This is a genomic window from Cellvibrio sp. (genome assembly GCF_053579595.1).
The window spans coordinates 1-12,225 of the sequence record NZ_JBRFPI010000102.1; the positions used below are offsets into that span (position 1 = coordinate 1).

At 48.0% G+C, this 12,225-nt stretch carries 10 protein-coding genes and 1 pseudogene; 9 read left to right on the forward strand and 2 right to left on the reverse strand.

Annotation, left to right across the window (positions count from 1 at the left end; genetic code table 11):
* Positions 1-86: 86 nt before the first annotated feature.
* Positions 87-941, reverse strand: coding sequence for a 16S rRNA (cytidine(1402)-2'-O)-methyltransferase (gene rsmI, locus ACWA6V_RS08480; RefSeq protein WP_449522072.1), 855 nt, complete (start codon positions 939-941; stop codon positions 87-89).
* A gap of 86 nt (positions 942-1,027) precedes the next feature.
* Here rsmI and ACWA6V_RS08485 point away from each other — a divergent pair, with 86 nt between their 5' ends.
* From ACWA6V_RS08485 to ACWA6V_RS08520, 8 genes are all read left to right on the forward strand, one after another.
* Positions 1,028-2,938: a penicillin-binding protein activator gene (locus ACWA6V_RS08485; RefSeq protein ID WP_449522073.1), complete on the forward strand. Its 1,911-nt coding sequence runs from the start codon at positions 1,028-1,030 to the stop codon at positions 2,936-2,938.
* A 9-nt stretch (positions 2,939-2,947) separates the two neighbouring features.
* Positions 2,948-3,391 (forward strand): YraN family protein, encoded by a 444-nt coding sequence (locus tag ACWA6V_RS08490; RefSeq protein WP_449522074.1) that lies wholly within the window; start codon positions 2,948-2,950, stop codon positions 3,389-3,391.
* Positions 3,392-3,459: 68 nt separating this feature from the next.
* The gene (locus ACWA6V_RS08495) at positions 3,460-4,044 is read left to right on the forward strand and encodes an SIS domain-containing protein (RefSeq protein ID WP_449522075.1); all 585 of its coding nucleotides are present in this window, start codon (positions 3,460-3,462) and stop codon (positions 4,042-4,044) included.
* A 1-nt stretch (position 4,045) separates the two neighbouring features.
* The gene (locus ACWA6V_RS08500; protein WP_449522076.1) at positions 4,046-4,651 is read left to right on the forward strand and encodes a BON domain-containing protein; all 606 of its coding nucleotides are present in this window, start codon (positions 4,046-4,048) and stop codon (positions 4,649-4,651) included.
* Positions 4,652-4,834: 183 nt separating this feature from the next.
* Positions 4,835-5,428: a LemA family protein gene (locus ACWA6V_RS08505; protein WP_449522077.1), complete on the forward strand. Its 594-nt coding sequence runs from the start codon at positions 4,835-4,837 to the stop codon at positions 5,426-5,428.
* 122 nt (positions 5,429-5,550) lie between these two features.
* Entirely contained in the window at positions 5,551-7,494 is a 1,944-nt protein-coding gene (locus ACWA6V_RS08510) for a M48 family metallopeptidase (protein ID WP_449522078.1), read from the forward strand.
* Positions 7,495-7,620: 126 nt separating this feature from the next.
* The gene (locus ACWA6V_RS08515; protein ID WP_449522079.1) at positions 7,621-8,904 is read left to right on the forward strand and encodes an aminotransferase class I/II-fold pyridoxal phosphate-dependent enzyme; all 1,284 of its coding nucleotides are present in this window, start codon (positions 7,621-7,623) and stop codon (positions 8,902-8,904) included.
* A 333-nt stretch (positions 8,905-9,237) separates the two neighbouring features.
* Positions 9,238-9,762 carry an aminoacyl-tRNA deacylase gene (locus ACWA6V_RS08520; protein ID WP_449522080.1) on the forward strand — a complete coding sequence of 175 codons (525 nt, stop codon included), beginning with the start codon at positions 9,238-9,240 and terminating at the stop codon, positions 9,760-9,762.
* 70 nt (positions 9,763-9,832) lie between these two features.
* On the opposite strand, the gene ACWA6V_RS08525 is transcribed toward ACWA6V_RS08520, so the two are convergent.
* On the reverse strand, positions 9,833-10,258 hold the full coding sequence (locus ACWA6V_RS08525; protein ID WP_449522081.1) for an ExbD/TolR family protein: 426 nt from the start codon (positions 10,256-10,258) through the stop codon (positions 9,833-9,835).
* A gap of 1,722 nt (positions 10,259-11,980) precedes the next feature.
* Between ACWA6V_RS08525 and ACWA6V_RS08530 the strand changes: the two are divergent.
* Positions 11,981-12,225: pseudogene (locus tag ACWA6V_RS08530) on the forward strand (hypothetical protein); the annotation flags it as partial.

The following is a 12,225-nucleotide window of genomic DNA, read 5'->3' on the forward strand; positions in this document are numbered from 1 at the left end:
TTTTCAGATGCGCCACTATAACAAACAGGAATAATTTACATCAAACTTACATCAAAATAAGCGCAAATCTGCTAGCCACTGCAAGACTACTCAGCCTGCTGCAACGCCCAATCATAAAGAAAATTCTTTTTAAGCCCGGTGAGTTTTGCACCTATCGCCGCAGCTTGTTTCACCGGCAATTCATCCAGCAACACTTTCATGATGTGCATATGCTCGGGCGTCATAGCTTCGCTTTCGGGCTTGGGAGCGCCATGGACCAGCAGCACAATTTCACCGCGCTGCTGGTTGCTGTCGCTCTCTACCCATGCCGCTAACTCACTGACGTTACTGCCTTTTATCGTCTCAAAGGTTTTGGTCAGCTCGCGCGCCATCACCACTTCACGCGCCGCGCCGAACACCTGCGCCATGTCGTGCAGGGTTTCTAAAATGCGATGGGGAGCTTCGTAAAAAATCAAGGTGCGCGGGTCAGCGGCCAATGATTGCAGCTGGGCGCAGCGGGCGACTTGTTTGGCGGGCAGGAAACCCTCAAACGCAAAACGATCAGAGGGCAAACCGGCGGCACTTAACGCAGAGATCAAGGCGCAGGCACCGGGGATAGGAACGACTTGAATACCCACTTGGCGAGCAAAGCGCACCAAACGGTAGCCAGGATCGGATACCAGCGGGGTGCCCGCATCGGAAATCAGGGCAACTGAATCGCCAGCCTGCATGCGGGCGATAAGCTGCTCAACGCGCGTCTCATCACTGTGGTCGTGGTAAGCGATGCAGGGGGTTTTAATATCAAAATGAGCCAACAGACGGGAACTGTGTCGCGTATCTTCAGCGGCGATTACTGCTACCGTTTGTAGTGTTTCCACCGCTCGCGGTACCATATCGCCCAAATTACCAATCGGGGTCGCCACGACATAGAGAATGCCTTGGTTGGAGGCTACTGTTGTCATACCGAACTCCGAAAAAGGGTAGAATCCACGCCAGCTTTCTGGCTCTGGATATTGAATATTCACTGCAGGTTTTCACCGAGGTTTTCATGCCGATACGGCCTTTTTTGTGCACTTTATCGACCAAGTCGCGCAACTTATCAACCAACACCCTAGCCACGCTGATGATCGCAACACTGGCCTTGAGTCTGGCGAGCTGTAGCAGCAATCCCCCCCAGTCCGAGAAACGCAAATCCGCCACAGTCAAAACCCAAGCGGCCAAGCCAAGCGCCGCGAAGCTGCTGAATCAGGCCAATCAATTGCAGTCACCCGAGCGGGAGAGCTTGATGCTAGAGGCCGCGCAAGCCTATATCGATGCGCGCCAATACAATCGCGCACGGGATTTGTTGGTCGATATGAACTCAGATTCACTGCCCGATCAGGACTACATAAAACACACCGACCTGCTCAGCACCATCGCCTTACACCAAGGCTCCAATTTCTTAGCGCACGGCATTCTAACCAAGCCGCGCCTGGAACAACAATGGTCAAACATGGAACCACAGACTGAAGTGTCGCTGCGCGAAAAACGCGCCCAGGTATTTGCACTTCTGGGCGAAGCGCAAAATAGCGTGGCCGAGCGCATTCAACTGAATGGATTAATAGACAACAAAAACCAGCGCCAGGCCAATCAAGACGTCCTTTGGCAAAATTTGATGAGCATCCCTTTTGCTGAATTACAGCAACTCAGTCAGGATGAAAACGGTCAGGCAGCGCGCGGTTGGTACAGCCTCGCCGCCATCAACAAAAACAACCAAATCGATTTGGAACAACAGCGCGAACAATTACAGCAATGGTTGGGCGTGTGGCGGCAACATCCCGCGCATGACAATCTGCCCAGCGACTTGCGCTTATTGCAAAGTTTGATTGAACAGCAACCGCAACAAGTTGCGCTACTACTACCCATGCAAGGCAAGCTAGCCGAAGCGGGCGAAGCAGTGCGCGATGGTTTTTTTGCGGCTTATTATGAAGCCTTGAGCAATGGCCGCAATACTCCTGAAGTGCGCCAATACGATAGTAGCGGTGATGCAATTGCAGCCTACCAACAAGCTATCGCCGATGGTGCCGACTTGGTCATTGGCCCTATCGATAAAGAAAAAGTCACCGAAATAAGTTTGATGCCATCACTGGAAGTACCGGTGCTATCACTGAATTATCCCGACACACCACCCGCTGAACCGCTTAAAGGTTTTTATCAATTTGGTTTAGCCGTGGAAGATGAAGCGCGCCAGGTTGCGCGTCAGGCATTTTTGGAAGGCCATCGCCAGTCGATGGTGATTATTCCAACTCAACAGTGGAGCGGGCGCAGCGCGCGCGCCTTTGCCGATGAGTGGGAAAAGCTCGGCGGTGTAGTGGTAAACCGCACGCAATTTCAAACTGGCGCGAATTATTCCGGCTTGGTAAAAGATGCAATGTTGATTGAGCAAAGCCAAATTCGTACCCGCGAAATGCAAGCATTATTGGGTATTCCACTGCAGTCATCGCCGCGCAGCCGCAGCGATGTGGATATGATTTTTTTAATCGCCGATCCCGCGCAGGCGCGTCAAATTAAACCGACATTTGCATTTCACTACGCGGGAAAAATTCCGGTGTACTCCACTAGTCAGGTCTACTCTGGCCAACCCAATCCAAAAGCGGATCGCGATTTAAATGGCATTCGCTTTAATACTATGCCCTGGCTATTCGACACCACAAGCCGCGAAAAACAAGCCGTTGCACAACACACAAAATCCGCCGCTGTTTATGGCCGCTTACATGCGTTGGGCGCAGATGCATTTCGTCTTTACGCGCGCTTGCCACAACTGGAACAAGTCCCCGATATGCGCATTTATGGCGCGACCGGTGCGCTGCATATGCTGAGCGACAGACGCATCGAGCGCGAGCAAATCTGGGTCAGATTTCGCAACGGAGAAGCGCAACCGCTGCCGATGGTGATCAACGAAAACGAAGTTCAATATTAAGGATTGATTATGTTTAAACGCGACAAGGACGATGCAGTTGCGGCTAGTAGCGATGGCCAGGCAGACAACACCATTAGCGCGCACAACACCATTAGTATAGGTGCGCAAGCCGAAGCACGAGCGGAAGCATTTTTACAGCAGCAAGGATTGGTGACTCGCACTAAAAATTATCGCTGCAAACTCGGTGAAATTGATCTGATCATGCTGCAAAAAACTGCGCGCGGAACCTGCTTTGTGTTTGTTGAAGTGCGCCTCCGCACCAACAAGCGCTTTGCACCCGCGATTGAAACCGTGGATTATCGCAAGCAGCAAAAAATTATCCGCACCGCCACCCGCTTTTTACAAGAGCAGCGGCTGTTTGATAAAGTTGCCTGTCGTTTTGATGTGATAGCATTGGATCAAACTGGTACAGCGCCTCCCATTCAATGGATCCAAAATGCATTCGGGGCTTGATCGCCAAGCGTGCCCTTATTATTGGTCTCTGTACAACCACACACAAAAACACCACAAGTAGAATTGCCATGGATCAACGCGTTATCACTCTGTTTCATGAAAGTATCGAAGCGAAAATGCACGCCGGTGAAGAACTTGCACCGCTGATTGCCCAAGCCAGCCAGATGATCGTACACGCACTGCTGAACGAAAAAAAAATCCTCACCTGCGGCAATGGCATTTCAGCAGCGCAAGCACAAATTTTTACCGCCAGCTTGATCAATCGCTTTGAACAGGAACGCCCGAGTTTGCCGTCATTTAATCTGGGTGCCGATTTCACCACCCAAACTGCGATTGGTAGCGACTACAGTTTTAACGATATCTATGCTAAACAAATTCGCTCGCTCGGCCACGCGGGCGATGTATTGCTACTGCTGACCAGCACGGGTAAAGCGAGCAATTTATTGCAGGCAATTAGCGCCGCGCACGATAAGGAAATGCAAGTGATTGCACTCACCGCAGGCGACGGCGGTGATGTAGCTGCCTTACTCGACAACCGCGACCTGGAACTTCGCGTGCCTTCTGTGGCCAAACCCCGTATCCACGAGGTTCATCTACTCAGTATTTTTTGCCTGTGCGATTTAATCGATCAGCAATTGTTTGGAGGCTTTTAAAATGTTTATGGCCCGCACTCTCACCCCCAGTCATATTCGCATGGGCAAAGTGTTGGCAATTGTAGTCACTGCCTCAATACTACTTTCCAGCTGCGCCAAAATTATCAGTGTTACCACGAGTGAGCCCATCCAAATCAGCACCAATAAACGTACGCTCGGAACTAAAATTAATGACCAACAGCTGGAAACTTTTGCGCGCGTCAACCTCAATAAAGCCAGCGAACAACTTGAAGATGCACACATCAATATCGATAGTTTTAATGGCCTGGTGCTCTTAACAGGTCAGGTACCGAACGAACAACTCCGCAACATCGCAGGCGACACAGTCGGAAAAATAAATTCAGTGCGGCAAGTGCACAACGAGCTAACCTTAGGTGCTCCCACTGGATTTCAAACGCGCAGTAAAGACAGTTGGATTACCACCAAAATTAAAACCAAACTGGTCGCCAGCAGCATCCAAAGCCGCCGCGTTCTGATTATTACCGAGGCGCAAACTGTATTTTTAATGGGATTGGTGTCGCGATACGAAGCCGATCGCATCACCAACGTTGCCAAAAATACGGATGGTGTAAAGCAAGTGGTTAAGGTATTTGAATACATCGATTAAGCACTGTTTTTACCGCAACACCTTTTGTCCCTTCTTTATTGACGATTGTCACCCAGCCAGCGCAGCCTCTGGCATTCTCTGTACATCCTGCTAGTATCATGCGCACCGCAGATCCGGTTTTATAAGCATCACTTGGATAAAACGGCGAAAGCGTTATTTCATCCCCATGCAAAGGAAACACCCATGATCTCTACCATCATTCTTCTCGTGATTATTGCTGCACTGGTGTTTTACGTGATCGGGATTTACAACCAGTTGGTAGCGTTGAAAAATCGTTTTGAAAATGCGTTTTCGCAAATTGAAGTACAGTTAAAACGCCGCTATGACTTGATACCTAATCTGGTTGAGACCGCAAAGGGATATATCAAACATGAGCGCGAAACATTGGAAGCGGTCATTAATGCGCGCAATCAGGCGATGAATGGTTTACAAGCGGCGGCCGCCAACCCAGGTAGCGCTGTTGCCATGAGCGATCTTGCTGGGGCAGAAAGTTTACTGACCAGCGCGATGGGACGCTTGAATGTGGTAATGGAAGCTTATCCAGATTTGAAAGCCTCCCAAAATATGATGCAGGTATCGGAAGAGTTGACCAGCACTGAAAATAAAGTCGCCTTTGCACGCCAAGCATTTAACGATGCGGTTACCTCCTACAACACTTACAAACAAAGCTTCCCTCCCGTTGTGTTTGCCAAAAGTTTTGGCCACATCGATGATGCAAGCCTGTTGGTATTTGCTGATAGCGCCGAGATTCAAGCAGCACCAAAAGTACAGTTTTAACAACGCACGCCCAAAGTCTTCCTTCTATATATAGAAGGAAGACTTTTTGTATTGATACCTATCGCCAAGTCTTCCTTCTTTATATAGAGCAATTACTCACTTTTCACTGACAGGTTGCGCGCATGAATTTCTTTGAACATCAGGATCGCGCCAGACGCAAAACCAATCACCTGATCCTGTTGTTAATACTTGCCGTTCTTTCCCTCGTCGCTATCACCACCTTGTTATTTGCAGCATTCGCCTATTTTGGCCAAGAACACTATTCGGCTGAGTCAGGAGAAACAGTCGGCCTGTGGCAGGGAATTATCAACGCACTCAGTCTGGAAACATTTATCTGGATTGCATTGGGTGTTAGCGGTGTTGTTGCACTGGGAAGTTTGTTTCGCTTTTTCCAATTGCGCGCGGGCGGCAAGGCTATCGCTGAAGCAATGGGTGGCAAGTTGTTATCCGGCAATACTGGCGATGCAGATGAGCGCAAAATATTAAACGTTGTGGAAGAAATGGCAATTGCATCCGGCGCCGCCGTGCCACCGGTGTATTTAATTGAAGACGATGCGATCAATGCCTTTGCCGCAGGTTATCACCCCCAGGATGCCGTGATCGGAATTACGCGCGGTTGCATTCATGCATTAAGCCGCGATGAATTACAGGGTGTGATCGCGCACGAGTTCAGCCATATCTTTCACGGTGATATGCGCATCAATATGCGCTTGATATCACTATTGCATGGCATTTTAGTGATTGGTTTGATTGGCGAGGTTTTAATTCGCAGCGCAGGCAATCGCAATATGCGTCGCGTCAGCAAAGATAATTCTACCGCAGCGATTATGGCTTTGGGTTTGGGCTTGTTAGTAATTGGCTACAGCGGAATATTTTTTGGCAATTTGATCAAAGCCGCCGTAAGCCGCCAGCGGGAATTTCTCGCCGATGCCTCAGCAGTGCAATTTACCCGCAACCCCGATGGCATCGCCGGCGCGCTTAAAAAAATTGGCGGCAGTAGTCACGGCTCGCAATTACAGAATGAACATGCAGCCGAGTTCAGCCATATGTATTTTGGTCAGGGCGTAAAATCCTTTTTCAATTTAATGGCAACCCATCCACCGCTGGAAGATCGAATCAAACGTATTCAGCCCAATTGGGACGGTGAGTTTGCAGAAACTACTTATATAAGAAGCAAGACTTCGCACGACGACACAGGTGCAATGGGTTTTAGTGCAGGAGCAACAACCTATAAGGATGCAACCACTCGCGTTGCCGTTGATATTGATGCGACCTTAAACCAAATCGCCCAGCCAACACAGCCGCACGTTATTTACGCACGCGATCGCATCGCCGAAATCCCGTCACTATTAAAAGAAGCAGCACAAGTACCCGCTAGTGCGCGCGGATTGGTGTTTGGATTGTTGTTGGATCGCCAACACGATTTGCGCAGTCAACAGCTCGCGCTCCTGAGCGAACATTTAACCGCTGCGGATCTGGATGACTTGAATAATATTATTACTACCGCTGCCGATCTGGATGCAAAGCTGCGCTTGCCGGTAATTGAATTATGCCTGGCTGCACTCAAACAATTATCGTCAGATCAGCATGCAGCATTTATACGCTGCCTGAATGTATTGATCAGTGCCGATCAAAAAGTCAGCCTGATGGAATGGGCAATCTATCGTATCGTGCTGCACAATACTGTTATCAATATTAAGCTGGTGCGCAATCGCCAACTCAGCGAAATGCGCGCAGAGTGTGAATTCTTATTATCGCTGCTGGCCTATGCCGGTGCGCGCACCGAGCAAGATGCAGCGGCCGCATTTGCGCAAGCGCAAAAGGTACTGAACTTTTCAACGCTCACATTAGTGCCGCGCGCGAGCATTAAATTGGCCGACGCCGATAAAGCGCTGGAGCAACTCAACCTCACCAAGCCACTGCAAAAACCCCAACTGCTGAAAGCCATGAGTGAGTGTGTATTGCACGATGGCCAGCTGAGTATTGCCGAAGCCGAACTCTTCCGCGCCATCGCCGATAGCCTCGACTGCCCCATTCCCCCACTCATCACCGGGATGCGCAACTAATCATCCCGCCAAGCTTGCAGTTACACCAAACTGTCTACAACAATTGGGGTGCGAGCGGGTATAATGCGCCCCACTTTAGCTTGCTAACTTAAGACGAATCCCGCCAACCACCATGAGGTAATCACCTTGCAACTGGACAACGCATCTGTAGCGCAACTGCGCGAATGGGAAAGCCAACTGACTGAACAATATCAGGCTATCCTCGCCAAAAAACTCAATCTTGATCTAACCCGTGGCAAGCCTTCGGCAGAGCAACTAAACCTGTCCGATGAGCTGGATGGTTTACTCAAGGGCAATTACATTGCCGCTGACGGTACCGACACCCGCAACTACGGCGGCCTCGACGGTCTGCCGGAAGCCAAACAGCTGGGCGCCAACATCATGGGCGTTGAGCCTGCCAACGTATTGGTAGGCGGAAGCTCCAGCTTGACGCTGATGTTCCAGATGATGCTGACCGCTTATCAGTTCGGATTGAAAGATGCCGCCAGCGCCTGGAAAAACGAAGGCGAAGTCAAATTCATCTGTCCCGTTCCCGGCTATGACCGTCACTACACCGTATGTGAGCAACTCGGCATCAAGATGATCAATGTGCCCATGACCTCAACAGGTCCAGATATGGACGCCGTTGAAGCATTGCTCAAAGCGGACAATTCCATCAAAGGTATGTGGTGTGTTCCCAAATACTCCAACCCGACAGGTGTGGTGTATAGCGATGAAACAGTTGAACGCATCGCCAAACTCGGCCAAATCGCCAGCGCTAACTTCCGCGTATTCTGGGATAACGCTTATTCAGTCCACGACTTAACCGCCAATGCGCCGCAGCTTGCCAGTATTCTTGAAGCAACACGTCGCAACGGTACTGAAGATTCTGTGGTGCAATTTGCATCAACATCAAAAATTACTCATGCCGGTTCTGGTGTCGCCTTTGTTGCTGCTAGCGCTGCGAACCTCGCTGGCTTCAAAAAGTTTTTGAACAGCTGCACTATCGGCCCGGACAAAGTAAACCAAATTCGCCACACCCGTTTGCTGCCAAACAAAGAAGCATTGATGGCACACATGGGCAAACACGCTGCACTGCTGAATCCACGTTTTGATGCAGTACTCACAGCATTGAGCAAAGCATTCGAAGGCACCGATTTAGGCGCATGGGAAAAACCCGTTGGTGGCTACTTCGTTTCTTTTGACACTCGCAAAAATTGTGCAAAAGAAACCGTTCGCCTTGCGGCAGAGGCGGGCGTGAAATTAACGCCAGCAGGTGCAACCTATCCCTACGGCAAAGATCCGGAAGATCGCAATATTCGCATCGCCCCCTCAGTACCAACGGTCCCCGAAGTTGTTGGTGCTATGGAAGTATTTGTGACTTGCGTAAAATTGGCATCAGTAAAACAACAATTGGCGAGCCTCAGCTAATCACACTGTGTGCCACATAACAAAAAGCCGCTTTTATAGCGGCTTTTTGTTTTATCGCTTTCATGTAAATTAAAGCTTGTCATTTATAAAATCTGTGCTGTGGCCTCACAACCAAGTGTTCTAACAAATCAGGATTAATTCCAAAACACTTGCCCCGCCCCTGAAAATCCTTCCTATACTCCAATTAGCAAGAAGTTAATTGCTAAACGTTTTATCAACTTTCCTTTTAACTATTTATGGATTGCTTACGTATTTGATATCGGTGATGGATGCCATAACCAACAAATAGTGTTTAACCCTTTCTCTGCGCATTTCGCCACAGGAGATATTTGTATGGGTGTTGCTGCAACTGTAGAAAAATATCTAAAAGCAAAACAAATCGACTTCACGCTTCTGGAGCATGACTACTGCGAGGGTTCTTACAACACCGCACGAGTCGCGCGCATTGATGACCACTGCCTTGCCAAAGGTGTTCTATTACGCGATGAAGATTTTCATTACACACTTTGTGTCTTACCGACACGCAATAAAATCCTCCGCCACACACTGAACCAAATTTTTGATCGGCACATGGAGCTGGTTGAAGAAGAGGAGCTAACTGAAATCTTCAAAGACTGCGCTGAGGGCGCGATACCTGCATTAGGTGAAGCCTACGGAATAGATGTGATATGGGATGAAGAACTTATGGGGGTTGAAGAAATTTTTATCGAGGCTGGTGATCACCGCCATCTGATCCGCTTAAAGCAGCCCGACTTCGCCCAGCTCATGCAAGACAAACTCCACGATCACTTTAGCGCTGAACGTACACGGCACAGCACACTACCCAAAAAGTACGTTCGCCACGAATACGAACTATAACCATCCACCAAACCACAGGCATAAAAAAACCGCCGTGATTCCAAGGCGGTTTTTTTCAAGTGCCTACGAATTAGTTGTCGGTCGGCACAAGAACAACGTTAGGTGCCTTGGCTTCGCGCGCAGCATCTGCAACAGTGACGTAAGCGCTGGTATTAGCGCGACCACTTGCCTGAATGATGACGGCAGCCTTGGGGAACTCCGCACGCAACCGCTCAATATTTGAGCGAATAGCACGACCATCAACACGGCGCTCACCTTCTTTTTCCATCAGCCAAATCTGATCGTCAGCTGAGATGCGCACCAGGATGTTAGGTTCGGCGTCTTCTGGCGGAGGGTTATTGTTCGGCTCCGGCACATTGGGGTTAAAACCCGCCTCTTTCACAAAGGATGCGGTCACGATAAAGAAAATCAACATGATGAAAACCACGTCGAGCATCGGCGTCAAGTCAATCTCGTTAGAATCATCGACGGCACGGCTTTTGTTTCTGCGGCTCACTGCGGGTACTCCTCGTGTATTTGGAACGTTATAGTAAGTCTTGGGTAAAACCCCAATTCTAGCAGTTTTGGCAAAGCAAAAACCAACACTTTACCTGCCCCTTTTGGGAATTTACGCGAAATATTCAGGTAGCCCAACATCCACGCTGAATTATTGACCAATCAAAAAACCCACCTAAACCTTCCCATATGTGTCAAAAATCAGTCATGTGCCGACACCAAAGCACAAATCCGACTGATCCCCTTGCAGGCTAATCTACTTGAATTCAATCTCTAAACGCCGTCAGAACATCCGAGCAGGCACACTGCTAAAAACATGACACCAATACAAAACCCAAATAAGTGGATGCATAATTCCTAAACACGATACTGCCAGACCTATTTACGTCACCGATTGCGATGCAAACCGGCCTCACCACTGCGACCGACTCTTTATGCATTGCTTATCGATAAAACGATTGATCCATACCAACAACTCTCCCTAATTTTACTCTCTGGCACCTAAGAGAAGAGTTCCATGAGTAATTGATCAACACGCTGAACATAAAAAAGATCTCTTACAAACCGGTATTCAACATTCGCCCTGATTTTTCTCTCGTCATTAAGGGCGGTCACACCTCCATAGATAAACGAGAGGAACCACTAAGGCCTTTTATTGCGAAGAAAAGTAAATTATCAGGCATGACAATATTTCCTTTAACTACAACACGCCTTTTCATCCATTTCAAAAATGGAGGCAGTCGTGCATATCACTCAATCAACAACTGATTTAAACAACAAATAAAATCCGGTTTATTCCTAGCGTCGAACCTAACACAGGGATTCAACTCAACATGCCATAAATAAAATTACCGATTCACGAGCCACAATGCACGCGATACCTTCACGCAATACAACATACAGATGCAGAAAGATTGATAAGCACCAATCCTGATCATTAAAAATTGACGCATAGCAACAACACCAGCAATTTTGCCGCTCCCGTGAACACAACCTGAAGCCTTGTTCGCCGTAAATGACCTATACAGCAACATTTTTACCCTGCTCCTTCGACAATTGTCGTTATACAAAAAACTAGCGCGCGAATGAATGAAAATGCTTCTCTCTCATCCAGCAATTCACGCCTAAACGATCCTGAATACTGTTGAGTGGGGTGTGAATCCAAATAACAGCTGTTTTTTGTCGACATCGAGCCAACAAAAACCGTCGAAAACAATACGTGAAAGATCCCGCATCGTTAAAACCGAATTGACCATGGGGCAATACCCAGGCTCCAGGAAACCAATTGAGCTAGTGAAAGCGACGATAATCGCTATTTATATTTTCTAAAATCGTCAGCTTTGAATTATTGATATGCGTTAAATAGACCGTTAAAGACACCCGGAAAGAGATTCAGACAAAACCAAAAAGACCACTCACAACCTAAGCACAACCTGCAAAATGGATTGAAAATATCGCAACCAAATAAATTTTGGACATTGGAATGGCAAAAAAGAGTGAGCAATGCATGGCTTGTTTTTTCTAACGCAGAGAGTAACTCACAGAAAAATTTTCCGAAAAATTCACAAAAACACATTTTTTCACTAAAAATCATCAAAAAAACGCATTTTTATTGACTATTTAACGCAAAAAACTTGAATTTTTTTAATAAAGTTTTAACTTATACATGTTGGACTTTTTAATCCATTTATCGACCTTTCGAAAACTATAAAGGAAGCACACCATGGCTGCACGTAAACAAACCGCTGTTAATACTGTTGCAAGTTTGGAACAGCAATTGGCTCAATTGAAAGCACAACTAGCAAAGGCTCGCGCAGCTCAAGCGGCTGATGCAGGTAAAGCTGTTGCTGGTTTGGCAAAAGATGCTGCTAAAGCAACTGCTGCATTGAAAGCCGCGCAAAGCAAAATGGCCGGTGATGACAAAAAGAAAACCCAAGACTCAGGTAAACAAGTATCTGCAGCTAAAGG

Coding starts and splice junctions, on each gene's coding strand:
- rsmI (WP_449522072.1), bottom strand. CDS start 941: ATGACAACAGTAGCCTCCAACCAAGGCATTCTCTATGTCGTGGCGACC.
- ACWA6V_RS08485 (WP_449522073.1), top strand. CDS start 1,028: ATGCCGATACGGCCTTTTTTGTGCACTTTATCGACCAAGTCGCGCAAC.
- ACWA6V_RS08490 (WP_449522074.1), top strand. CDS start 2,948: ATGTTTAAACGCGACAAGGACGATGCAGTTGCGGCTAGTAGCGATGGC.
- ACWA6V_RS08495 (WP_449522075.1), top strand. CDS start 3,460: ATGGATCAACGCGTTATCACTCTGTTTCATGAAAGTATCGAAGCGAAA.
- ACWA6V_RS08500 (WP_449522076.1), top strand. CDS start 4,046: ATGTTTATGGCCCGCACTCTCACCCCCAGTCATATTCGCATGGGCAAA.
- ACWA6V_RS08505 (WP_449522077.1), top strand. CDS start 4,835: ATGATCTCTACCATCATTCTTCTCGTGATTATTGCTGCACTGGTGTTT.
- ACWA6V_RS08510 (WP_449522078.1), top strand. CDS start 5,551: ATGAATTTCTTTGAACATCAGGATCGCGCCAGACGCAAAACCAATCAC.
- ACWA6V_RS08520 (WP_449522080.1), top strand. CDS start 9,238: ATGGGTGTTGCTGCAACTGTAGAAAAATATCTAAAAGCAAAACAAATC.